The 23,660-nt window shown below is 49.2% G+C and carries 19 protein-coding genes; 18 read left to right on the top strand and 1 reads right to left on the bottom strand.

Annotated elements, in window-relative coordinates; all coding sequences use genetic code 11:
• Positions 1 to 13: 13 nt before the first annotated feature.
• The 6 genes from rhaI (at position 14) to J2X61_RS04120 (ending at position 6,608) form a co-directional block, all read left to right on the top strand.
• Positions 14 to 1,234, top strand: a complete 1,221-nt coding sequence (gene rhaI, locus J2X61_RS04145; RefSeq protein WP_310186082.1) for an L-rhamnose isomerase — start codon at positions 14 to 16, stop codon at positions 1,232 to 1,234.
• Positions 1,231 to 2,718, top strand: a complete 1,488-nt coding sequence (gene rhaB, locus J2X61_RS04140) for a rhamnulokinase (RefSeq protein WP_396135396.1) — start codon at positions 1,231 to 1,233, stop codon at positions 2,716 to 2,718. Before rhaI ends, rhaB begins: the two co-directional genes overlap by 4 nt.
• A 21-nt stretch (positions 2,719 to 2,739) precedes the next feature.
• Positions 2,740 to 3,507, top strand: coding sequence for a DeoR/GlpR family DNA-binding transcription regulator (locus tag J2X61_RS04135; protein ID WP_274466123.1), 768 nt, complete (start codon positions 2,740 to 2,742; stop codon positions 3,505 to 3,507).
• A gap of 111 nt (positions 3,508 to 3,618) precedes the next feature.
• On the top strand, positions 3,619 to 4,362 hold the full coding sequence (locus tag J2X61_RS04130) for a (Fe-S)-binding protein (RefSeq protein ID WP_310186078.1): 744 nt from the start codon (positions 3,619 to 3,621) through the stop codon (positions 4,360 to 4,362).
• Positions 4,349 to 5,869, top strand: coding sequence for a LutB/LldF family L-lactate oxidation iron-sulfur protein (locus tag J2X61_RS04125; protein ID WP_274466121.1), 1,521 nt, complete (start codon positions 4,349 to 4,351; stop codon positions 5,867 to 5,869). The genes J2X61_RS04130 and J2X61_RS04125 overlap by 14 nt, the downstream gene beginning before the upstream one ends.
• A complete protein-coding gene (locus tag J2X61_RS04120) occupies positions 5,862 to 6,608 on the top strand; it encodes a LutC/YkgG family protein (RefSeq protein ID WP_310186075.1) in 747 nt (248 codons plus the stop codon). The genes J2X61_RS04125 and J2X61_RS04120 overlap by 8 nt, the downstream gene beginning before the upstream one ends.
• 62 nt (positions 6,609 to 6,670) lie before the next feature.
• Here the strand turns inward: J2X61_RS04120 and J2X61_RS04115 are convergent, their stop codons facing one another.
• Positions 6,671 to 7,534: an aldo/keto reductase gene (locus tag J2X61_RS04115; protein WP_274466119.1), complete on the bottom strand. Its 864-nt coding sequence runs from the start codon at positions 7,532 to 7,534 to the stop codon at positions 6,671 to 6,673.
• A gap of 346 nt (positions 7,535 to 7,880) precedes the next feature.
• Between J2X61_RS04115 and motA the strand changes: the two genes are divergently transcribed.
• The 12 genes from motA (at position 7,881) to J2X61_RS04055 (ending at position 23,660) form a co-directional block, all read left to right on the top strand.
• Positions 7,881 to 8,675 carry a flagellar motor stator protein MotA gene (gene motA / locus J2X61_RS04110; RefSeq protein ID WP_274467433.1) on the top strand — a complete coding sequence of 265 codons (795 nt, stop codon included), beginning with the start codon at positions 7,881 to 7,883 and terminating at the stop codon, positions 8,673 to 8,675.
• Positions 8,672 to 9,478, top strand: coding sequence for a flagellar motor protein MotB (motB, locus tag J2X61_RS04105; RefSeq protein ID WP_274466118.1), 807 nt, complete (start codon positions 8,672 to 8,674; stop codon positions 9,476 to 9,478). Before motA ends, motB begins: the two co-directional genes overlap by 4 nt.
• Positions 9,479 to 10,114: 636 nt before the next feature.
• Positions 10,115 to 10,942: a protein-glutamine gamma-glutamyltransferase gene (locus J2X61_RS04100; RefSeq protein WP_310186071.1), complete on the top strand. Its 828-nt coding sequence runs from the start codon at positions 10,115 to 10,117 to the stop codon at positions 10,940 to 10,942.
• 89 nt (positions 10,943 to 11,031) lie between these two features.
• Complete coding sequence (locus J2X61_RS04095) at positions 11,032 to 11,598, top strand: hypothetical protein (protein WP_310186069.1); 567 nt, start codon at positions 11,032 to 11,034, stop codon at positions 11,596 to 11,598.
• A gap of 798 nt (positions 11,599 to 12,396) precedes the next feature.
• Positions 12,397 to 13,554 (top strand): ROK family protein, encoded by a 1,158-nt coding sequence (locus tag J2X61_RS04090; RefSeq protein ID WP_274466114.1) that lies wholly within the window; start codon positions 12,397 to 12,399, stop codon positions 13,552 to 13,554.
• A 48-nt stretch (positions 13,555 to 13,602) separates the two neighbouring features.
• A complete protein-coding gene (locus J2X61_RS04085) occupies positions 13,603 to 14,733 on the top strand; it encodes an extracellular solute-binding protein (protein WP_379239475.1) in 1,131 nt (376 codons plus the stop codon).
• A 58-nt stretch (positions 14,734 to 14,791) separates the two neighbouring features.
• Positions 14,792 to 15,874, top strand: coding sequence for an ABC transporter ATP-binding protein (locus tag J2X61_RS04080; protein ID WP_274466112.1), 1,083 nt, complete (start codon positions 14,792 to 14,794; stop codon positions 15,872 to 15,874).
• A gap of 15 nt (positions 15,875 to 15,889) precedes the next feature.
• Positions 15,890 to 17,620 (top strand): ABC transporter permease, encoded by a 1,731-nt coding sequence (locus J2X61_RS04075; RefSeq protein ID WP_310186065.1) that lies wholly within the window; start codon positions 15,890 to 15,892, stop codon positions 17,618 to 17,620.
• A gap of 175 nt (positions 17,621 to 17,795) precedes the next feature.
• The gene (locus tag J2X61_RS04070) at positions 17,796 to 20,294 is read left to right on the top strand and encodes an NEW3 domain-containing protein (protein WP_310186272.1); all 2,499 of its coding nucleotides are present in this window, start codon (positions 17,796 to 17,798) and stop codon (positions 20,292 to 20,294) included.
• An 86-nt stretch (positions 20,295 to 20,380) separates the two neighbouring features.
• Positions 20,381 to 21,142 carry a creatininase family protein gene (locus J2X61_RS04065; protein WP_310186063.1) on the top strand — a complete coding sequence of 254 codons (762 nt, stop codon included), beginning with the start codon at positions 20,381 to 20,383 and terminating at the stop codon, positions 21,140 to 21,142.
• An 8-nt stretch (positions 21,143 to 21,150) separates the two neighbouring features.
• Positions 21,151 to 22,659, top strand: a complete 1,509-nt coding sequence (gene argH, locus J2X61_RS04060) for an argininosuccinate lyase (protein WP_274466109.1) — start codon at positions 21,151 to 21,153, stop codon at positions 22,657 to 22,659.
• Positions 22,659 to 23,660 carry an N-acetylglucosamine kinase gene (locus J2X61_RS04055; RefSeq protein ID WP_274466108.1) on the top strand — a complete coding sequence of 334 codons (1,002 nt, stop codon included), beginning with the start codon at positions 22,659 to 22,661 and terminating at the stop codon, positions 23,658 to 23,660. The genes argH and J2X61_RS04055 overlap by 1 nt, the downstream gene beginning before the upstream one ends.

Genomic DNA, 23,660 nt, shown 5'->3' with positions numbered 1-23,660 from the left:
AGGCTATTATCCGATGAGCGATAAAGCATATGCGCTGTTCGAAGAACAGCAAGCAAATAGAGGCATTGATCTGGCTGCTGTCAAAGCGAAGCTGAAAGCCCTCAAAGTTGAAACTCCATCTTGGGGTTACGGGGATTCCGGAACACGGTTCAAAGTGTTCAAGCAAAACGGCGTGCCGCGCAATCCTTTCGAGAAATTCGAGGACGCAGCGCAGGTTCATAAGCTGACGGGTGTATGCCCGTCGGTTGCGATCCATATTCCTTGGGATAAAGTAGACGATTATGCGAAGCTGAAGCAGCATGCGGCTGATCTCGGCGTATCCATCGGCGCGGTCAATCCCAACTTGTTCCAAGAGGACGATTACATCTTCGGAAGCGTGACGAACTCGAATGCTGCGATTCGCCGCAAAGCGACGGACCACCTGCTGGAGTGCGTAGATATCGCCAAAACCGTAGGCTCCGACATTCTGAGCCTCTGGTTCGCTGACGGCTCCAACTATCCGGGTCAAGTGGACATTCGCGCACGCAAAACTTGGATGTACGAAGCGCTCAAAGAAATGTACGATGCGATGACACCAAGCATGCGTATGCTGATTGAATACAAGTTCTACGAGCCGGCGTTCTACCACACGGATCTTGCCGACTGGGGCATGGCGTTCAACATGGCTAACAAGCTGGGTCCTCAAGCAGAAGTGCTCGTTGACACAGGTCACCATCCGCAAGGAACGAACATTGAGCATATCGTGACTTACCTGTTAGATGAAAATAAACTCGGCGGCTTCCACTTCAACTCCCGCAAATACGGGGATGACGATTTGATCGTGGGCTCCGTGAATCCATATGAGTTGTTCCTGATTTTCTACCAAATCCTTGACGCGGCGAACGACAAAAACCCGCAAATCCGTCAAGCGGCTAATAACATTGCTTACATGATCGACCAAAGCCACAATATCGAGCGCAAAATCCCAGCGATGCTGCGTTCCGTGCTGAACGTGCAAACCCAGTATGCGAAAGCGCTGCTGATCAACCTGGATGAAGTGAAAGCTGCTCAAGAGCGCCAAGATGTTCTTGCAGCTGAAGACGCGGTTCGCAAAGCGTTCGAATTCGATGTGGCTCCGCTTCTGCAAGCGGTTCGCGAAGAAATCGGTGTGCCTGTGGATCCGATGAAAGCTTACCTCGAGAGCGGCTACGACGAGAGCATTAACGCTCGCGGCAAAGGCGGTGCGAGCTGGTGAGTCAACCTTCGCGCGTCCTGGCCTTTGATTTGGGAGCAAGCAGCGGCAGAGCGATCGTCGGAAGCCTTGATTCTGAAGCGGGCCAAGTGACGATCGAGGAGATTCACCGCTTCTCGAATGATCCGGTGAAGGTGGGCGACCGCCTTCACTGGGACATTCTGCGATTGCTTCATGAGTTGAAACAAGGCATTTTACAGACCAAACACCGGGGTTACACCGATATTGAGAGCTTGGCTATCGATTCCTGGGCGGTCGATTTCGGACTGCTTGCCAAGAACGGCGAGCTGCTCGGCAATCCTTATCATTACCGCGATCATCAGACCGACCATACGATGGAGAAAGTGTTTGCCGTCGTCGGACGCGAGAAGCTGTACGCCAAGACGGGGCTTCAATTTCTGCAATTCAATTCACTTTTTCAGCTCGCAGCCATCCAGGAGAGAAACCCGGAGCTGCTTGAGCGGGCCGAAACGTTCCTGATGATTCCGGATTTGCTGCGCTACTTCCTGACCGGCGAGAAGCACAGCGAGTTCACGAACGCTACGACGACACAGCTTCTGAACGCAACGACGAAGACGTGGGATCCGGAGCTGCTGGAGCAGCTGGATCTTCCGGCCGATTTATTCCTGCCTCCGGTGCCGTCCGGCTCGCGCGTAGGCTCATTAACGCAGGACATTTGTGAAGAGCTTGACGTGGTTCCGATTCCGGTCATCGCCGTAGGCGAGCATGATACGGCTTCCGCCGTGGTTGCCGTCCCTGCGCTGGAGGAAGATTTTGCCTTCCTTAGCTGCGGCACTTGGTCTTTGTTAGGTACGGAAACGAAGGAGCCCGTGCTCGGCGAGCAGGCGCTGGCTTGGAATTTCACGAACGAAGGCGGCGTGTACGGGACCAACCGGCTGCTGAAGAACATTATGGGCTTGTGGCTAATTCAAGAGTGCAAGCGCACCTGGGACAAAGAAGGCAAGAACCTCAGCTTCTCCGAGCTGGTTAAGCTTGCTCAGCAGGCGAAGCCGTTCCAAGCGTTCATTGATCCGGACCACGACATGTTCTTGGGACCGAAGCATATGCCTAAGCAAATTCAGCAGTATTGCCGGGATACACAGCAATTCGTACCGCAGTCCGAAGGCGAAATCGTACGCACCATTTTGGAAAGCCTGGCTTTGAAATACCGCTTCGTGCTGGAACGTACAGAGCAGTTGACGGGGAAAACGTATTCCGGTCTTCATATTGTTGGCGGCGGCATCCAGAACGAGCTGCTGTGCCAATTCACTTCCAATGCGACAGGGCGCGAGGTTTGGGCGGGTCCTGTTGAGGGTAGTGCCTTGGGGAACCTTGTAGTACAATGGATAGCACTAGGGTATATCGCGGATTTGCGCGAAGCCAGGAAGCTGATTCGGAATTCGTTCCCGGTCAAGACGTACGTCCCCGAGGACGTGGCGGGTTGGCAGGCGGCGTATGCAACATTTTGTCAGGTGGCGACCCTATAGAGGGTGAAATGAGGGAAGACGATGCTGGTAGCGGAAAGATGGCAGAGAATCGTTCAATTGGTCAATGAAAGAGGAAGTATTCGCGTGACGGAGCTCAGTGAGCTCTGTCAGGTGACGGAAGAGACGATCCGGAGAGATCTGGACCGGCTGGAGAGCGAAGGCAAGCTGATGCGCAGCCATGGCGGCGCTGTCAGCGTGAAGGAAGCGCAGTCGGAGGTGCCGTTCCTGGAGAGGGAGACGGCGCATGCCGACTTCAAGAACAGCATCGCCAAGGAAGCGGTATCGCACATTCGCGAAGGCGACCGGATCATTCTGGATGCGAGCACGACGGCTTGGTATATGGCGAAGCTGATTCCCGATATGCCGCTGACGATCATTACGAACTCCATGAAAGTTGCCTTGGAAGTTAGCGGCAAGGAGAAGATTCAAGTGATTTCCACCGGGGGCCTGTTATCTCCCCGCTCGTTGTCCTACGTAGGACCACTGGCGGAGAGATCGCTCGACATGTACCATGTCCATAAGCTGTTCCTGTCCTGCAAAGGGGTTCATATTCAGCGCGGAATCAGTGAGTCGACGGAGCTTCAAGCGCTGATCAAGCGCAAAATGATCTCCATCGCGGATGAAACGTACCTGCTGGCGGATCACAGCAAATTCGGCATGCAGTCCTTGACCCAAGTGGCAAGCTGGCCGGAAATTAAACATGTCATCACAGACGGACAGACCCCTAAGGAAGATGTGGACCGGATTCGGGACAAAGGTGTGCACGTCATTCAATTAGATAAAGAGTAATCGACATTGTTCCTTCCATCTCCAGTATGTTCTCTCGTACTGAGGATGGTTTTTTGTATAGCCACAATGCCTCTGTGGAGGGAACGATGCAGGAAGGGAGTTAGCTGCAACATGAAAGTATCGATGTTCATTACGTGCCTAAGCGATCTTGTTTATCCCAAGGTTGGCGAGTCCATCGTTCATATCCTGGCAAAATACGGAGTAAAGCTAGACTTCCCGGCGACGCAAACCTGCTGCGGCCAGCCCGCTTTCAACAGCGGATATTGGGATGAGGCGAAGGGATCCGCGCTGACGCTGCTGGATGCTTTTGAAGACAGCGATTTTGTGATTTCGCCTTCGGGCTCCTGTACGAGCATGATTCACCATTATTATCCGAAGCTGTTCGAGCATGATCCGGCCAATCTGGCGCGTGCCAACCGCCTCGTCGAGAAGACCTATGAATTCACGCAGTTCCTGGTTCAGGTGCTCGGTGTGACGGATCTGGGAGCGTCGTTCCCGCATAAAGTTACGTATCACCCGTCCTGCCACGGCACACGGCTGCTCGGCGTCAAAGCGGAACCGATGCAGTTGATGCAGAATATCCGCGGACTGGAGCTCGTGCCGCTTCCGCATGCGGAGGATTGCTGCGGGTTCGGAGGTACTTTTGCTGTGAAAATGTGCGATATATCCGGGGCGATGGTTTCGGAGAAATCCGACCATGTGCTGGAGACGGAAGCCGAGGTGCTCGTCGGGCTTGACATGGGTTGTTTGATGAATATTGCCGGTAATTTATCGTACCGTGGGAAGCCTGTGAAGGTGATGCATCTGGCGGAATTACTGGCTGAGGGAGTGAAGATGGCCCATGAGCGAGCATAAATCCGGCGGCAGTACCGTCAAGGAAAGATCGAAGATTGCTTTGAATAACGACTTTTTGCGCAATGCGGTGAAGTTCACCACAGAGCGGCTGAAGAACGGCAAGCTGGCGGCGACCGCCGAGCACGGCAACTGGGAAGAATGGCGTGAGCGGGGTCGGCAAATCAGGCTCCATACGATTGCGCATCTCGACTATTATTTGAGCAAATTCGTTGAAAATGCAAGGGCGCAAGGGGTGCACGTGCACTTTGCCGCCGATGCGGCCGATGCCGTCCAATTGACGATGCAGATCGCCGAGCACAAGAAAGCGAAGAGCGTCGTGAAATCGAAGTCGATGGTTTCCGAGGAGCTGCACATCAACCATGCGCTGGAGCAGATCGGCGTCGAAGCGATCGAGACGGACCTGGGTGAATATATTATTCAGCTGGCCGGCGAGACACCGTCGCATATCATCATCCCGGCGATTCACAAGAATCGGTACCAGATCGCGGATCTGCTCTCGGAAGACGCCGGGGAGAAGCTGGAGCCCGATACGGGCATATTGGCCGGCTATGTGCGCAGGAAGCTGCGCGAGAAGTTCCTTGAGGCCGATATCGGCATGACGGGCTGTAATTTTGCCATTGCGGAGACAGGCTCGATGGTGCTTTTCGAGAATGAAGGCAATGCCCGGATGGTCAGCACGATTCCGAAAACGCAAATCACCTTCATGGGCATGGAGCGGATTATTCCTACGCTGGATGATCTCGAAGTGATGGCGACGCTGCTGCCGCGTTCGGCGACCGGACAGAAGCTGACGGTGTATATGTCCGTCATTTCCGGACCGCAGCGTCAGCAGGACGGGGACGGCCCTGAGGAGATGCACATCATCATCCTCGACAATGGGCGCTCCTTGCAGCTCGGCGATCCGGAGTTCCAGGAGCTGCTGAACTGCATCCGCTGCGGCGCATGCCTGAACGCCTGCCCGGTTTACCGCCATATCGGCGGTCATGCTTACGGCGGCGTGTACAGCGGACCGATCGGCGCGGTGCTGACACCGGCGCTAAATAAGAACGTCGATCAGTGGGACGACATCGCGAACGCCTCCAGCCTCTGCGGGGCATGCTACGAGGCTTGTCCGGTGAAGATTCCGCTGCATGATATGCTCGTTTATTTGCGTCAGCGCAAGGTGAACCGCGGTTCGACCGACCTGGCCGAGAAAGTGGGCATGAAGGGCTTCAAATTCCTGATGTCCGATTCGAAGCGTGTGAAAGCTCTGATTAAGATCGGGCGTGTGGGGCAGAAGCTGCTTGTGCGCGACGGTCACATCAAGGCGCGTGTCGGACCGCTCTCGGGCTGGAATTCGTACCGCTATGCACCGAGCTTGGCGAAGAAGACGTTCCGCGAATCGTGGAAAGACATCGAGCAGGAGCTGGAAGGGACGTTCCCGGAGCTTGACGCTGCGATGAAAGCGCGCATGGAGAAGCTTGTGGCGGATCGCAAAAATGGCGGAGGAGGACATCATCATGGCTAAATCAGATGCAGCATTTCTCCAGGGACTGCACGAACATGCGCTGAAGAAGCAGGAAGCGTTCTTCGCGAATATCTCGAACCGCCTCGGCCGTTCGAAGCCGCTGGCTTCCGCTCCGGCGCATCCGATGAAGGGCGCTCCGGCCTTCTGGGCCGAAGTGGATCTCCCGATGGAAGACCGCATCCAGCTGTTCATGTCGAACTGGCAGAAGGCCGGCGGGCATACCAAGCGCCTGCAGGGCATGGCGGAGGCGGAGGCGTTCATTGCCGATTTCATCGCTCAGACGCAGGCGAAGCATTTGATTATGCAGGATCAGCCGGAGCTGAAGGAACTTCGGGAAGGCCTATCGGCCGGCACGGATACGGACATCACCGTTTGGAACTCGCAAGGTGCGGATAGCGTGGCCAAAGACGAGCTTGTCGCTAAGGCAGCGGGCGCGGATATCGGCATCGTGGCGGTACAGCATGCCGTGGCCTATACGGGCTCGCTCGTCGTCACGTCGGACAGTACGCGAGGCCGAAGCGTCAGCCTGCTCCCGACGACGTTCATCGCCATCATTCCGGTCGATCGTTTGAAGACGAAGCTCGGCGAAGTGCTGCGTCCGTTCGATGAACTGGCGCTCGGCGAGCGGCCTGCCGGCATCCACTTCATCTCCGGCCCGAGCCGGTCTGCCGATATCGAGAACGATTTGACCATCGGTGTGCATGGTCCCGGGATCGTATATGCATTGATCATCGAATAAACGGACGGATGAATGAAGCAGCCCCACAAGTGAGGGATCACTTATGGGGCTGCTTATTTGTTTTAGCGAACGTACCATTCTCCCGACACCCAGTCGGTAGACTTCCAGCGGAGCACATCCGGGTTCGCCAGATGCATAATTTCTTTGAGGAAGGCGAGCTGCTCCAGCTCGGTCATCGGCTTAAAGCTTGCTGCGATTGCGAGGTTCTTCTCGAGCTGTTCCATCGATTCCATTCCGACGATAGCCGTCGATATGGGCAATGAGAACGTATATTGCAGCGCCTTCTCGTACCAGGGAGCAAGCTTACCGAGCGCCATCACCTTCATGCCGATGACGGCGACGCCCTTCTCATTGGCCTTCGGCAGAAACTCGTGCGCGAAGCTGTACACAAGATGATCGGCGGCGGATAGCGCGACAAGCGCACTGTCGAACGGGTAACGTTCGATCGCCTCCAACTGGACGCGCGGGTTCGTATGCCCGCTGATGGAGATGTGCTTGATCATGCCTTGTTCTTTGGCTTCGATCAATGCCTCCAGGGCGCCTCCTTTGGCGAAACATTGCTCCAGCTCCTCCATCGTCATGATGTTGTGCAGGCGCCATTCCTCGACATGATCCGTCTGCAGGCGATTCAAGCTCGCCTCAAGCAGCCTCATCGAACCGTCTCTCGTGCGGTCGTGGGTCTTCGTCGCAATCCAGACGTTCTCTCTGCGGTTTCTCAATGCCAGCGCCTTGCCCAGGCGTTCTTCCGATTGTCCCTTGGAGTAGCTGGGCGCCGTATCGAAATAAGTAATCCCTTCGTCAATAGCCCGATTGACAATGGCAATGGCCTCATCCTCCGTACAATTGTGCTCGTCCACAATGCGCTGCGCCCCGAAGCTCAGCAGGGGAAACTGCTGCCCCGTCGAACCGAAATTCCGTTTTTCCATGCTCATCGCTCCTTCATGTTCAAGGCTGTAAAATCTTTTCCTATCATTTCCACAAAGTATACCAGATCATACCAGATCCATATAGTTCCGCCAGAGATCGCTTTTAGAAGGAATTGACCTGCCCGGGGTCTAAATAAGCTATTAGAGGAAAGTCGGATTTCGTCATTCCTTGGTAACAATTCACAAAATATACATGACTATAGTCCTAGATTTTCGGCGAAAACGATTGTAATTTGCGGTGATCAAACCTATTATTAAGAATATGGACTGATTTTTTTGTCGAAATATTGGAAATTACACATGTACGTATGAAGCAATCATCATAGGAGAAGAGGGTGCCTTGAATATGGAAAAATCATCGCTAATTGGAATTGTCTTAGCACTAATATCCATCGGTGTGGGGATGGTGCTGAAAGGAGCAAGCTTGGCTGCGCTGTTAAATCCGGCGGCGGCGCTGATCATTTTCGGCGGTACGGCATCGGCCTTGTTCATCGCATTTTCCTTGGAAGAAATCAAGAAGATTCCGACCTTATTGAAAATCATTTTTACGGAACAAAAATTAATGCCCAAAAAAGAACTGATCGATACGTTCGTTGACTGGGTATCCATCACGCGCCGCGAAGGCTTGCTGTCGCTCGAGAAACAAGCGGAAGAGCTGTCCGACCCTTTCATGAAAAGCGGTATGCGTCTCATTATTGACGGCAACGATCCGGATTTCGTCCGTGACGTACTGCTTGAAGATATTGCCGAGATGGAAGCGCGCCATAAGAAGTATGCAGGTATTTTCACACAAGCCGGTACATATGCACCGACCCTTGGCGTTCTGGGCGCCGTAGTAGGGTTGATTGCGGCCCTCGGTAACTTAAGCGAAGTAGAGAAGCTGGGGCACTTGATTTCGGCGGCATTCGTCGCGACGATGTTCGGGATTTTCCTCGGGTATGTTATTTTCCACCCGTTCGCCAACAAGCTGAAGCAGAAGTCCAAGAAGGAAGTAGAAATCAAGCTCATGGTGGTTGAAGGGCTGCTGTCCATTCAATCCGGCGTTTCCGCTAACTCTGTGAAGCAAAAAATGATGATCTTCATCGCGAACGGCGATCGATTGGCTTTTGACGAAGAAGCGAAAGGGGCCTCCCCAGAGTGAGTAAAAAGAAGAAGCATGAGGAACATGAAGAACACGTTGATGAATCCTGGCTGATTCCGTATGCGGATTTGCTTACCTTGCTTCTGGCTCTTTTCATCATCCTGTTCGCCTCCAGCCAGATGGATTCGAAGAAATACGACTCGATCATGCGGTCGCTGAATAATGCTTTTACCGGCGGTCAAGCGCCCTTCGAGATGTCCAATCTGATTCCGATCGATGACGCGGCGAATTCTACGAAGAACAATAACAATAACCAGAACCCGCCGACCAAAGTAGAGAGCAAGACGGATAGCCAATTGGCCGCCAAGCTGCAGAAGGAAGAGAAGGATCTCGAGGAATTAAAGAAAAGCATGGACGCTTTCATTAAAGAGAATCAGCTGAACGAGCAGCTGACGACGAAGCTGGACAGCGAGAAATTGACGATAACGATCAGTGATCGCGCCTTGTTCGATTCGGGTTCGGCCACGATCAAGCAGGATGCGCAGAAGCTGGCCGTTTCGATGGCGGAGATGCTGGCTACCTATCCAGGCTATCAAGTGGAGGTGGCGGGGCATACGGACAATATTCCGATCCACCGGGCCGATTTCGAGACGAACTGGGACTTGAGCGCCAAGCGGTCTGTTAATTTCATGAAGATTTTGCTGAATAACGGCCGGATCGATCCGACCTCCTACTCTTCCGTCGGCTTCGGGGAGTACCGTCCGATCGCGTCTAACGATACGACGGAAGGCCGGGCGAAGAATCGCCGGGTCGAAGTCAGCATCCTGCGCAACATTAAAGCGACGGATGAAATTGCCAAGTGATATGCCGCAGCGCAGCAGATCGAAATCCCACCTGACCGCAGAATAAAAGGAAAAACTCCCGCTATTCCAACGCCTAATAGGCATTTGATAGGAATAACGGGAATTACTCCCGTTAAAATGGCGAAGAATGCCCTTTTGCGGCCATTTTGTGCAGAATTAACAGGAGTTTATCCAGTTATCCTACCCGGACCGGCTCGACTCTGCGGAATTAACAGGAGAAATTCCCGTTACCCGTGCTCCTTAGGCTAGGATCGGCTCCTGCTTCCTCCTACTTCCTCCTACTACCTCCTACCTCCCTGCTGAAACGGGGATCTTCGTACAGAGATGCACGTCGAAATCCTACTCGAGAACAGAATAAAAGGAAAAACTCCCGCAATTCCTATGCCGTATAGGCTTTGGGAAGGAATAACAGGAATTACTCCCGTTAAAATGGCGAAGAGTGCCCCCTTGCGGCCATTTTGTGCAGAATTAACGGGAGTTTCGGCTAGGAGGTTAACTTTTTATATGATCCCATAAAAGTGTCCTAATACTGATAACGGTTCATGAAATAACAGCTTTGCTTTCTCATTCACACAACCCCAAAACCTCACATATAAAAATAGGTGAATCAAACTTACTTCATAATGGGGAGAAGCTATGATCCTAATCGAAGGCACCAGCTATATATCCTTTGGAGAAGGTACGCTGTCTGAGTTAGAATTATCCATTTTTGAAAAGAAGCAGACCAGCCCTTATGAGTATCGGTATAACTCTATGCATTCCTTGTTGTTTGAGCTGTACATGCGAACGCAGATTATGGAGTCCGCGAAAGAGCTGAGCAGAGCTGGTGTCTATTTTGCAGGATTCGAAAGAACACTCTGCAACCCGGCATATTGGCACTTAACGAATGAAGGCAGGTTCCAACTGAATCGTGGAGTTGCACCAAAGGATGCGATAAAGGATATATTCGCAAATGGCAGCTCTTACGGATTCGAGTGTTCAATGGCTGTCATCGTCGTCTTGTATCATGCACTTTTACAATCGATAGATCCTGGTCAATTTGACCTCTTATTTGCGGATCTTTTATTATTTGATTGGCATTCCAATGGCAAATTGAATCTCATCAACCAAACCAATAACGCGGAGGCTGTAGTGGGGGATGTGCTTTATTTTGAAAATCCCGATTTCGAGGAATTGCTGCCTTGGTGGAAAGGGGAGAACGTCGTCTTGTTGGACAACGATCTTTATTATGGGCATGGTCATGGGCTCGGTATAGCTTCTGGGGAAGAAGTTATTAATGTGCTTAATAAACATAGAATGTCCGGCAGTACGAAATCAGCATTTCTGACGGATCATTATGTTCATCCTGATTTCTCCTACTTCTCACAATTCCAGCATCCTTTATGGGAGAAACCCATTATTGCGAAGATAGGAGACTGGATTCATGTTCGCAAAGCTGGAGTTTTCACAAATCATGATACATGAGCCCAATTTCTGTAGACATATACCCAAAATCCGAAACGATGCATAGGATGGCGTATTGACAGATGCCTACCCTAGAAAGGAGCAAACAAATGCTTAAATACAATGTATCATCGGAAGATAGCTTACCAATTTATCAAACTGTAACAAGAACGGAGAAACTCCAACCAGCTCAACCAGCTCAACCAGCTCAACCAGCTCAACCAGTCCAACCAGTCCAACCAGTCCTACCAGTTCAACCGATTCAACCGATTCAATCAGTTCAACCAACTCAACCGGTGCAACAAGCTCCAAAATGGACTGGAGATAATCTCCCGATCTACCAACAACCTATAGTGGCGCCAGTGGCTCATTCTCCAGCGCAAACACATCACACTCAAGCCCACTATGCACAGCCGCATCACGTTTATTATCCGCACGTGTATCACCCACACCACCATGCCTATCATCCCATGCATCATGTTGCTTACCATCCTATGCATCATTATGTTGCCTATGGTCCACATCCTTACCATCCTTATATGCATCATCATCCCATGCACCACCATCAACACCATGCTGTTCATCACAATCAACATACCGGGCAGCACCACCACACGGGGCAGCACCAACATACTACGCAAGTGCACCACCATCATACACCTACCCAATTGAATTAATGAAGTCACTAATATCAAAATAATCCCTAGAGGCTCTAAGTTTCTAGAGCTGCAGCCCCAATCATATCAGAAGCCGCTGTAGATAAAATGAATGTCTTAAGCGAAGATGTCAGTAACCGACGTTTTCGAACATAATAATCTTTAGATAAATAACCGGTCAAATAAGACCGGTTATTTTATTGTGTGGATTTGGAGCATTTGCTGGGTTTCATTGAGTTTATTCTAGTGACGAGTCTGATAGATATCTTTGACTGCGCCAAGATGAGGCTGAGTAAGAGCGATTTGAAAGACTGCTAGGCAGAAGGCACACTTTACAGACAGCATTGGTTACCTAGATCTTTACCTAGATCGAAACGTGTCCCGTTGAGCGTTCACTCATCTACTGTGGGTGAACGTTCTTTTTATAGAGTTAGGGGCCAATCGTTAACAAATCTATAAGCAGCGGATTTCGCGGATATGCAGTCGCATGACAATTAAAAAAATAAAACCCAAAATCTAGTTGTAGGGATCGACATCGTTCAACAAACGCATGTTGTACGTGCAGTTAACCTCCGTTGATTCCTCGTTGGTAATCCTTAATCTTCTCGAATGATGAAGAAGGAATCAGAACCTTCTTCGATGATTTCATTCGCTACAATCAGCCCATAGCCTATAATATCGGACACTTAATAAGGAGAAAAAAGCAGAAATTTGAAGGAAAATATTTCCATAAAATTCGTTGACAAATATTCCCTCCGGTTTTAGAATTTGAATCAAGACACTTTGTTAGTCATCTTAACTATCAAAGGGGGTGAGAAAGTGCTTGGGCATGGTCAAGCTGGAAATACCAAGCTAGTTAAACAAATGAATCGACATCTCCTTATAAGTCGGCTCAGGGAATACAAGCGTGTTTCCCGGGCGGATCTGGCTAAGCTCACTGAATTAAGTCGTCCTTGCGTTTCCTCTTTAGTGGATGAAATGATACGTGAAGGCCTCATCAACGAGGTCGGCGTCGGTGAATCCAAAGGAGGAAGAAAACCGATTTTACTTGAGTACAATTTTAAAGCTAAAGGTGTGATTGGCGCTGTATTTGAGGGTAGTACCCTCCATATGTCCATAGCGGATCTTAGCGGTGAATTGCTCTTCAATTATGGGACCCGGTTATCTCAACCGACTAACGGAGAGACGGCGATCCGTGCACTGGAAGTGGGTGTGGATGTCCTTCTGAAGCAAAGTGGTTTTGATAAAGACCACCTTCTAGGGATTGGGATCGGACTTCCGGGAATCACGCAACGCACGGACGGAACGATTAGTTATGCGCCAAGCACAGGATGGATGGGGCTGCCTGTTCAGCAAGAAATGGAAGCAAGATTGCGTATTCCGGTATTCATCGAGAATGACGTTAATTTAATGACGATTGGTGAGTTTCATCAGGGGATTGGCTTTGGTGTTCGTAATCAAGTTCATATGTATGTAGGTACAGGGATCGGTGCAGGAATTATTGTTGATGGCCAATTTTATCGTGGCTTTCGTGAAGCTGCTGGCGAGATCGGCTATATGATGATTGGGCCAGTCGGACGAACTCGACGCGGTGAATATGGCGTATTCGAAAGAAATTATTCGGTTTCTGGCATCACTGAAAAAGCAAGGCTGATTCTTACAGGCTGGAATGAAGATACGAGTGTGATCGCCGAACTTATGAGGCAATCAGAGGGCGGAAATCGGGAAGCTGAGCAGCTTCTGGAAGACATTTACGTTCACTGGGCACATGGCATGGTCAATATGATTAGTGTCTTAGATCCAGAGTTGTTAATCATTAACGGAGAAATGGTCAACATCGGCGAACAGGGGATAAAGAAGTTAAACCAGCTTCTTGCAGAATGGGTTCCTTTTGTACCGCCTGTCAAAGTTGCAGCCTTAGGCATTAAAGCAGGAATTATCGGAGCCATTCAAATTGTTTTGGAAGCCCTTACATAAACCTACATAACGAATCGTCAAAAATAACCTACTGGAGGAATTTAAACGATGAGAATGATAAAGGGGAACGTATCGAAATGGGTTACCAGCATGCTTCTTTGTACTGTAATGACAGCGGTTACAGCGTGTGGGAGCGCGACTCCTAGTGGTGGGCAAACAACCAGTCCCACAGATAAACCGGCAGAATCGGCTAAACCTGCCGAAACTCCAAAGTCCACTGAGAAGCAAAAGCTCGTCATTTACACAGCTAGAGATAAAAACGTTGTGGATGAGATTATTCCAAAGTTTAAAGAGAAAAATCCAAATATTGATGTTGAAGTGCTTACGATGGGCGCTCAGCAGATTATGGAACGTGTCCGTGGAGAGAAAGCTAATCCGCAAGCGGATTTCTGGTGGGGTGGAACCCAGTCCTCGCTCATGACAGCGGCGGATGAAGGACTCCTCGAAAGCTTCAAACCTAGCTTCGGCGACAGCATACCGGCGCTCTATAAGGATGCGAAGGACCGTTGGTACGGTGAAATGCTGCTGCCTGAGGTTATTATGTATAACTCTAAAGCGCTGAAAAAGGAAGATGCTCCACAGGATTGGGATGATCTGCTTGATGCTAAATACAAGGGGAAAATCATCATTCGCGGTGTTCTCGCTTCCGGTACGATGCGAACAATTTACTCAGCGATGGTGTTTAAAGAAGGTGGAGCAACAGATCCGAAGAAAGGCTACGAATGGCTGAAGAAGCTGGATGCGAATACGAAAGAATATGCGCAGGATCCTACAAACTTATATTTGAAGCTGGCGCGTGAAGAAGGAACTCTGTCTCTGTGGAACATGCAAGATATCATGATTCAGAAGGAATTGCAGAAGCAGCCATTTGACTTTATTTATCCGAAGAGCGGTGCGCCGATTCTGGTAGATGGTGTAGGTATTGTTAAAGGTGCCAAAAACATGGACGCGGCTAAGAAGTTTTATGAATTCTTATTTGACGCCAAGCTGCGAGTGGAATTAGCCGAGAAGCTATTCCAGATTCCTACCAGAACGGATATTAGCAAAGATACGCTTCCTGCTTGGTTGAAGGGTGTTGAATTAAAGCCTATGCAGTTGGATTGGACAGTTATGGCGAATAAGGAAAAAGACTGGATGCAGTACTGGGACGAAAACATCAGGGGCAAAGGCGGCAAATAAGTCGGATTTGATGGCGGAGGATTCCCTCCGCCTGATTACAACAAGGGAGGTAGCCTGCTTGATTGATGTGGCCTTGGAACATGTAAGTAAAGAGTTCGGCAAAGTGAAAGGTGTCCAAAATGTAGATGTCAGAATTAAGCCAGGAGAGTTCTTCACTTTTCTTGGTCCGAGCGGATGCGGGAAAACAACGACGCTCCGAATGATCGCCGGATTCTATTATCCGAGCGCAGGACGTATTGTCTTCGGGCATGAAGATGTGACGATTCTGCCTCCGAATAAACGTAATACGGGGATGGTATTTCAAAACTATGCGCTTTTTCCGCATTTGACCGTATTTGAAAATGTAGCGTTCGGTCTGGAGGTTAGAAAAAAGTCCAAAGCGGAAATCACCGAGAAGGTAGAGCGAGCCTTAAGACAGGTACATCTGGGTGATTTCGGACACAGACGAATTGACCAATTGTCAGGAGGTCAGCAACAGCGTGTTGCTCTAGCAAGAGCCCTCGTGATTGAGCCTAAAATATTACTTTTGGATGAACCCTTATCCAATCTAGACGCTAAGCTTAGAGAAGAAACACGCCTAGAGATCAAGCGTCTGCAGATGGAGCTTGGAATAACTACGATCTACGTTACCCATGATCAAGCAGAAGCGATGTCGATGTCAGACCGCATTATGGTCATGCATGGCGGTGTCGTCCAGCAAATCGGGACCCCCGAGGAAGTGTATCACCGTCCGGTTAATCGGTTCGTAGCTTCGTTCATCGGTGAGTCGAATTTGTGGGAAGGCGTTATTGAAGAGATTCATGGGGAGGAAGTCAAAATCCGAGTTGCCCCTAGCCTCGTGCTAACGGCTTTGGCCCGTAATTGTTCGCCGGACACAACTTTGAGCGTTGGGACAAAAATAACGGTATCCATACGTCCTGAATCCATTCGTGAAGCACTGCCGGAGGAGCAGCTTCAAACGAATGCGGTGACCGGTAAGGTGATGATTTCAGAATTTACAGGTATCAGCGTCAATTATTTACTTCAGGTGCAGGCGCTTTCGCTGAAAGCCATGTTTGTCAATCACAAAACACAGGTCCAGCAGCGCGGGGACGAGTTGTTTATCTATATTCCCAAAGAAAGCGTATACCTGCTGGGGTAGACGAGGGATCCGACGATGAAATCAGAGATGCAATCCTATACACAGCCTGTCACTCGTAAACGTTCGATCGTACATTCACCCAATTTCGTTTATGTACTAGTAGCACCGCTATTTCTTGTATTACTGGCATACGTGTTATTTCCTTTATGTCAGACCTTTTTACAAAGTGCCTTCGTGGATGGGCAGTTTTCGATGAAAAGCTACGCCAAGTTCTTTAGCTTGGAGCACACTGCAAATCTGGAAGCGCTATGGACCAGCATTTATTTATCGGTCCTTAGTGTGATAACGTGCGCACTCGTTGGTATCGCCATGGCATTCTTGCTTGAGCGCTATGAATTCCCGGGACGGAAAATATTAGCCGTGCTCGTAATGGTTCCAATGGCTTTGCCCCCGTTAATCGGTGTGCTTTCTTTTACGTTTTTATATAGTGAGAGCGGGATCATTCCCCGAGCTCTGAAGCTTCTGTTTCACATGGATCACGTCCCTTTTTCACTTAAAGGTGTGTGGGGAGTCCTCGTTGTCCATACGTTTACAATGTATACGTATTTCTACATGACAGCTTCGTCCGCTATCAAAGGCTTGGATCCATCCCTGGAGGAAGCGGCTTCCAGTCTTGGAGCCGGAAGATTGTATATTTGGCGGCGGGTTATCCTTCCGATGCTGACGCCGGCCATTATCGCTTCTTCTCTGCTGGTTTTTATGGTTTCTATGGCTTCTTACACAGCACCACTCATCTTTGGAATAGAACGAACTATGACAATGCAGATTTACTTGTCGCGTACGAATGGCAATCTGGATATGGCTGCGACGCAATCGACGATTTTATCGTTCGTCTCCATTTTGTTTTTGATTCTAATGCGCTGGTATCAAAGTCTTCGGAACTATCAAAATATGAGTAAAGGCGTCTCTGTGCACAGGACCGAGGTGAAAACGGTGTGGGGCCGGTATTTGGCGATGCTGCTTTCTTTCCTCGGTGTCATTGTTCTGCTTCTGCCGATTTTCGTGATCATTCTGATCTCTTTTTCCGCAGATGGCAAATGGACTACGCAAATATTACCTCCGGAGTACACCTTTAAGCACTATGTGGAGCTTTTTACGGAAAGTAAAACGTGGCGTCCGGTGGTTAACAGTTTCAAAATGAGCTCCATAGCCACATTAGGTAATGTCATATTTGGCGTAGCGGCAGCTTATGCGATGGTTCGTATGAAATTCAAAGGAAAGTCGTTAATGGACATATTTATTATGCTTCCATGGGCGCTGCCGGGTACGGTTGTAGGTATTAATCTGATAGCTGCATTCAGTACGCCTTCAATATTCAGCTTTAACCAAGTGTTGGTAGGAACCTTTTGGATTTTGCCTATCGCTTATTTTGTTCGCCATTTACCTCTGGTTTTCCGCTCGACGTCCGCCACTTTGATACAGATGGACGCCTCCACGGAAGAGGCAGCACGCAATTTGGGGGCTACCTGGTGGTACAGCTTCCGGCGCGTCGTGTTCCCGATGGCCTTAAGCGGCATACTGGCCGGGACACTGCTTGCCTTCGTGGATGGCATTGGCGAATTCGTGGCATCCATTTTGCTTTTTAAAACAAGTACCGTTCCCATCTCAGTAGAAATATTTCAGAGGATGTACTCATTCGAATTCGGCACCGCTTGTGCATACGGCGTTTTGCAGATCGTCCTGATCATCATTGTTCTCTTTATTTCGCGTAAGATTACAGGGGATAAAGCGGGTAGCGCATTGTGACGATCACTGTTTCATATCAAGCAGGTTCGGTCATATCGTGGGAACACCTAGGAGTTCATAACCACGTCATGATATACAGCGGGAAATTGGCCATTTCTTGCCGTGTGAGAAAGTGATGATCAAAGGAGGAGTTCAATTGAGTGGTAAGTCGAAATCAAGCCCCAAATTAGTATCCATGATGACAAGCGTTGCGATCGCGGGAAGTATGCTCTTACCTGCAATGGCAAGTCCTGCTTATGCGGAGCGAGGCGTAGTAGATCTATGGAAATCGATCAAACCGTTAACGACGATTGCAAGTGCCATGAACACCGGTGCTCATCCAGATGACGAGCATAGTGCTATGCTAGCTTATCTTTCTCTGGGCAAAGGAGTCAATACTTTCAGCGTTATTGCAAACCGTGGCGAGGGCGGGCAAAATGAAATCGGCAGCGAGCTGGGAAATCCCTTGGGCATCATCAGAACGCGCGAACTGCAGGAAGCTTCTAAAATCACTAACGTAACGCTAGGTATGCTTAGCGAGGAAATCAATGATCCGATTTTTGACTTCGGATTTTCCAAAAGTGTAGAAGAAACGCTTCAACATTGGGGAGAGTCCGTTGCGTACGAAAGGTTGATACGTAAGATCCGTGAGGATCGTCCGGATGTCATCATCCCATCATTCCTGAATGAAGATTCGACACATGGCCATCATAGAACGATTAACGTTCTTACTGTTCGGGCTTATAAGGATGCCGCTGACCCGAATGTATTCCCTGAGCAGCTAAAGAAAGGTCTGCAGCCTTGGCAGGTTAAGAAGTTATATTTGCCAGCAGACGCCAAGAAATATAACGTCATGGTTCCAGTCGGCGAATATGATAACATCTACGGCGCCTCTTATGTGCAATTGGGTGAGGAATCACGTTTTATGCATAAGAGTCAAGGTATGGGCAGAGTCGTAGATGAAGGTCCCTCCGGTAATTACTATACACTTGAATCAAGTACGGTAAAAACGAGTGATAAGGAAGCAAGTTTCTTTGAAGGCATTGCATTTACTTTTGCCGATTTGGCTAAAGAGGTTGAGACCAAAGGCAAAGATAACAAAGTAACGAAGGACCTACAGCAGCTGCAAAAAGACAGTGAAGAGGTTATTAAGGCGTATCCTAACTTCACGGAAGTGGCTCGGGAAGTTCACGAAATGAAAAAGGATGTCCAAAATGCCTTGGCCGATGTGAAGTCTTCCAGTCTGGATCAAGCCGTGAAGGATGACCTGTTCTATCGTTTGAATGTGAAAGACGCGCAATTGAACAAAGCTAGCATGGAAGCTACTTCGCTGGTTGTTAAAGTTAAGCCGGATACAGGTGAGCTGGTAGCTGGGCAAACGACCAAGGTCGTGGTTTCTGCCTTCAACGGCGGCAATGTCGACCTGAAAAACATTCAGCTAAACTTGAATGTTCCGCAAGGCTGGGCAACAAAGGCTGCAGGGCCGGTTAACTTCGATTCGATTGGCAATAATCAAACGGTATCTGTTACGTACGATGTGACCGTACCTAAGGACGCTGCTGAGTTCAAGCCTTATGCGGCACCGAACCTAACGGCTGACGTTACATACAAGGCATTTGATACGTCCAGTACGGTTAGAGCAGTTCCGCAAAATGCGGTTGCCGTTCTTCCTGCGTATGCGATGTCGCTTAGCCCTAGTGCAACAGTATTTAATACATTGAAAGCGGATGAGGCGATTCCGGTTAAGGTTACCGTGCGCAACTATACGCCAGGCGCTTCGAAAGCATCCATTTCCTTGAATTTGCCGGAGGGCTGGACGGCTGAGCCGGCTGTAGAAGAGATAAGTTTCGCTTCTAAAGGCGAAACCAAATCCGTTTCTTTCACGGTCAAAGGCTCCTCCAAGGTGGCTACAGGCATGTATTCAATTACGGCAGTAGCTAGGAATGAAAATGTTCAAAGCAATGAAGGCGTTCAAGTGATTTCATACCCGCATATCGGTAAAACATATTTGATTCAGCCTGCCGGACTAAAGGTTCAAGCGTTTGATCTGGCAGTTCCGCAAAACTTGAAAGTTGGATACGTGTCAAGCGGTTTCGATAACATTGATGAATATTTGCGTCAAGTAGGCGTTAATGTTGTGAAGCTGGATGACAAGGCAATCCAATTCGGCGATCTCTCTCAATATGATACGATTGTTCTTGGCATTCGCGCATACGCATTCCGTCCGGAGCTGATTCCGAGTAATCAACGTCTATTGGACTATGTGAAGAACGGCGGGAACCTCGTGGTTCAATATCACAAGCCTGAGGATAAATGGAAGCCTGATCTTGCGCCTTATCCAATCAAGATTGGGGAGCCGCTTATTCAATGGCGGGTAACCGATGAGAATTCCAAGGTTACGATGCTGGCCCCGGATCATCCGATCTTCAATTACCCTAATAAAATTACAGATGCGGATTGGGATTCGTGGATTCAGGACCGTTCCGCTTATAATCCTGCAGAATGGGGCAATGAGTATACGCAGCTGATTTCTAACGGAGATCCGGGTGAAAAAGAATTTACAGGTTCTTTCTTATCAGCTCCTTATGGAAAAGGTGTTTACACATACAGCTCGCTGGTATGGTATCGTGAAATTCCAAATCTAGTTCCTGGCGCTATTCGTATGTTCGTTAATATGATTAGCCAAAAACAGTAGTCTAGCATTTAGCTAACCAATTACATCTGGAGGTCACGATCGGTGTCCTCCGGATGTATCATGAATTCGGAGGTTGTTCAGGGGATATGAATGTAATTAATGTTCATGGGCGAGAGGTAGATGAAGTTAAGAATACAGCGCAATTCGCTGTGGTTCCAATCGGTTCTTTAGAGTATCATGGACCACATTCACCGTTGGGTACGGATGTTATCTTGGCTGAGGGCTTTGCACAAATGGTAGATTCTGCTCTTAAGCCCTTAATCTATCCTGTCATCTCGTATACGCCTTGTCCAGGCAAAACCCAAGATTATCCTGGTACGGTTTCGGTCCGCCCATCTGTCTTTATAGATTACTTATCAGACATCGTAGACGGAATTTGTCAGTTGGGAATTCGAAATATTGTCTTACTCAATGCTCACGATGGCAATATGGGGCCTTCCCGGACCGTAGCCGAATCCATCACCGGTGTATATAAAGACGCGAGCTTCTTGTTAATCAACTGGTGGCAAATGGTTGCGGCGGATTTTCCTGAGCAAATGGGGTTATTTCAAGGGACTGCGGGCAGAGGCCATGGGGGTCCATACGAAATGTCTGCCGTTAAGGCTTTTCGACCGGACTTGGTTTCCGTACAGGATTCAGACTTGGAATTAGATTCATATCCGCTATTAACTACAATGCCCTATGTTTTAGTGGAGGGTACGCCCCAAGGATGGGATGGATACACAGGTAAAATCAAGCAAACTTCCTATGAAGCCGGGGAGTCGATCGTGGAGGAAGCTGCTCGGAATATGAATCGACTAATCGCGAATTGGCTAGAAATGAGAGCAAAAAATGAAAGGAAAGGATGAACTGCACAATGGGATATCGTGAACAGCTGCTGGAATCGGAAGGAGCTTCTTTTCCGGGTAAAACGTATACGGAGGTTGTTTTGGAACCGGCTTTTAATGAAGCAAAAGAAAATCTGCTAGGCCCCATGATGGCAATCAATAAAGCACATCTGATCATGCTGCGTGAGCAAAAACTGATCACGGAAGAAGAATGCAAACAAATTGCTAGAGCCATTCAGAGTCTAGATGTGGAGGCTCTGCGCCATAGCGCTTATACCGGAGAGTTCGAAGATTTATTCTTTCAGGTTGAACATCAGCTGTTGGAACATGCCGGGGATATTGCCGGCAATTTGCATCTTGCGAGAAGCCGCAATGATATGGGAATTGCGATCTATAGAATGGTGCTCAGAGAGAAATTAGCGGTGACACTGTCTTCTGCACTTCTCTTAAAGGACCATTTACTGAATTTTGCAGAGGAACATTTGGACACGGTGATGATAGGCTATACACATACACAGCAGGCTCAGCCAACGACTCTCGCACACTACATGACGGCTGTTATCGATTCCCTGAATCGGGATATTCGACGCATGAAGGCGGCTTATGCCAACTGTAACCGAAGCAGTATGGGGGCAGCGGCATTGACGACCTCCGGATTTGCGATCAGCCGGGAACGTATGATGAACCTGCTTGCTTTTGATGAACTTATTGAAAATTCATATGATGCGATAGGCGGCGCTGATTATTTAGGTGAAATCGCGACGGCCATTCAGCTGGCGGCAATTAATCTAGGGCGGGTTGTACAAGATCTTCTCTTGTGGTGTACGCAAGAGTTTGCGGTGCTTAAGGTAGGAGCTCCTTACGTACAGATCAGTTCCATCATGCCACAGAAACGCAACCCCGTCTCTTTGGAGCATATGCGGGCGTTATTGTCGAGCTGCGTAGGGAATACCAATACAATTCTATCCATGATTCATAACACGCCCTTCGGAGATATTGTAGATACCGAGGATGATATGCAGCCGTATGCTTGGAAAAGTTTAGATATAATGGATAAGTTATATAGATTGTTAGCTGCCGTCATGGGTACGATGGAGGTCAACAAGGAAGTGCTTCGCCGGAGGACGGAAGGAAGCTTCGCAACAGTCACTGAGCTGGCGGATACGTTAGTAAGATCGGATGCGCTGTCATTCAGAAAAGCCCATCATATCGTCAGTGAAGTAGTCAAAAAAGCGCTTGCTAGCGGGTTAAACGCGAATCAAATCACACTTCAGTTGGTGAATGACGCTGCAAGACAAGTTATTGGCCGTGACGTGTCCTTGAATGAAGAAACCTTGCACAGAGCGATGGACCCCGTTCATTTTGTAGACATCCGTACGTTGCCGGGGGGCCCAAATCCGAAAGAAATGAAAAGAATCATTGATGACCGCAGGCTCCAGTACTCGTCACATTTTCAATGGCTGCAAGAGGCTCGGGAAAAGAGCCGATGTGCCATTCAGCATCTGGATGAAGTCATTCTTTTATGGAGTGAAGCTTAATGAGGAAAATAAAAATTCCCCTGCTTGCTTTTGATGGAGGAGGTACCAAAAGCCGCGTTGTACTCACAGATAAGGAAGGAAATATATTAGGACAAGGAAAAGCAGGTCCATGTAATTATCAAGGGGTTGGTAAGAAGAGGGCATTGCGGGAAATCGCTCATGGTATTCGCGAGGCGATAGTGGATCTCGGGATAACCGTAGATTCCGCGACGCTCCCTCCAGTCGAGATCGGCTGCGCCGTTTTTGGAATCGCCGGGTTGGATACGGAATATGATAGGAAAGTGATTATGGAAATGGTGAAGGAGACCCTCTGCCTTCTGACGATCCAAGTAGGGCACTTAGTGGTCCATAACGATGGATTAGCCGCATTGTTAGGTGCAACCGAAGGCCAGCCCGGTGTGCTCGTCATTGCAGGAACAGGGTCGATCGTATTTGGCATAAACGAGTTAGGCCAAACGGGCAGGACTGGCGGATGGGGGCATCGGGTAGGGGACGAAGGAAGCGGGTATTGGATCGGCAAGCAGGCCGTGACAGCGATTCTTCGGACGCATGATGGTCGGGGGGACGCAACTAGACTACATGAATGGGTTCTGCCGCACATGGGCATCAGCCATGTAGAAGACCTGTTCAATTGGGTCTATAGTTCGGACTACTCAGTGGATAAATTAGGAGAATTATCTCATTCGGTTAATTTAGCGGCGATAGCCGGGGATCCTGTAGCTAAACGTATTTTATCCGCAGCCAGTGAGGAATTGTTTGTAAGTGTGCGAGCTATCATTCAGCAATTAATGCTTACGGATAAACCGTTTAAACTGATCCTGCAAGGCGGCGTATTGCAAAATATTAGCCTCGTTCGGGAACAATTGATTTCGCAAGTTGAGGAATATGCACCCCAAGCTCAAATCGTTGAAATGCAGGGTGAACCGATAAACAACGTGACTTCGATGGGCCTCGTTTATCTAAAGGACTCGATCAGCGAATTGAAGGAAGGAGCTGAGTGA

It is taken from the genome of Bacillus sp. 3255 (assembly GCF_031456485.1).
Classification (GTDB): domain Bacteria; phylum Bacillota; class Bacilli; order Paenibacillales; family NBRC-103111; genus Paenibacillus_E.
Note: the sequence above shows the minus strand (reverse complement) of the source record. Positions and strands in the feature narration are given on the sequence as shown.

Bases quoted from the DNA above. Each gene is read 5' to 3' on its own strand.
- rhaI (WP_310186082.1), top strand. From the start codon at position 14: ATGAGCGATAAAGCATATGCGCTGTTCGAAGAACAGCAAGCAAATAGA.
- J2X61_RS04135 (WP_274466123.1), top strand. From the start codon at position 2,740: ATGCTGGTAGCGGAAAGATGGCAGAGAATCGTTCAATTGGTCAATGAA.
- J2X61_RS04130 (WP_310186078.1), top strand. From the start codon at position 3,619: ATGAAAGTATCGATGTTCATTACGTGCCTAAGCGATCTTGTTTATCCC.
- J2X61_RS04125 (WP_274466121.1), top strand. From the start codon at position 4,349: ATGAGCGAGCATAAATCCGGCGGCAGTACCGTCAAGGAAAGATCGAAG.
- J2X61_RS04120 (WP_310186075.1), top strand. From the start codon at position 5,862: ATGGCTAAATCAGATGCAGCATTTCTCCAGGGACTGCACGAACATGCG.
- J2X61_RS04115 (WP_274466119.1), bottom strand. From the start codon at position 7,534: ATGGAAAAACGGAATTTCGGTTCGACGGGGCAGCAGTTTCCCCTGCTG.
- motA (WP_274467433.1), top strand. From the start codon at position 7,881: ATGGAAAAATCATCGCTAATTGGAATTGTCTTAGCACTAATATCCATC.
- J2X61_RS04100 (WP_310186071.1), top strand. From the start codon at position 10,115: ATGATCCTAATCGAAGGCACCAGCTATATATCCTTTGGAGAAGGTACG.
- J2X61_RS04095 (WP_310186069.1), top strand. From the start codon at position 11,032: ATGCTTAAATACAATGTATCATCGGAAGATAGCTTACCAATTTATCAA.
- J2X61_RS04085 (WP_379239475.1), top strand. From the start codon at position 13,603: ATGAGAATGATAAAGGGGAACGTATCGAAATGGGTTACCAGCATGCTT.
- J2X61_RS04075 (WP_310186065.1), top strand. From the start codon at position 15,890: ATGAAATCAGAGATGCAATCCTATACACAGCCTGTCACTCGTAAACGT.
- J2X61_RS04070 (WP_310186272.1), top strand. From the start codon at position 17,796: ATGATGACAAGCGTTGCGATCGCGGGAAGTATGCTCTTACCTGCAATG.
- J2X61_RS04065 (WP_310186063.1), top strand. From the start codon at position 20,381: ATGAATGTAATTAATGTTCATGGGCGAGAGGTAGATGAAGTTAAGAAT.
- argH (WP_274466109.1), top strand. From the start codon at position 21,151: ATGGGATATCGTGAACAGCTGCTGGAATCGGAAGGAGCTTCTTTTCCG.
- J2X61_RS04055 (WP_274466108.1), top strand. From the start codon at position 22,659: ATGAGGAAAATAAAAATTCCCCTGCTTGCTTTTGATGGAGGAGGTACC.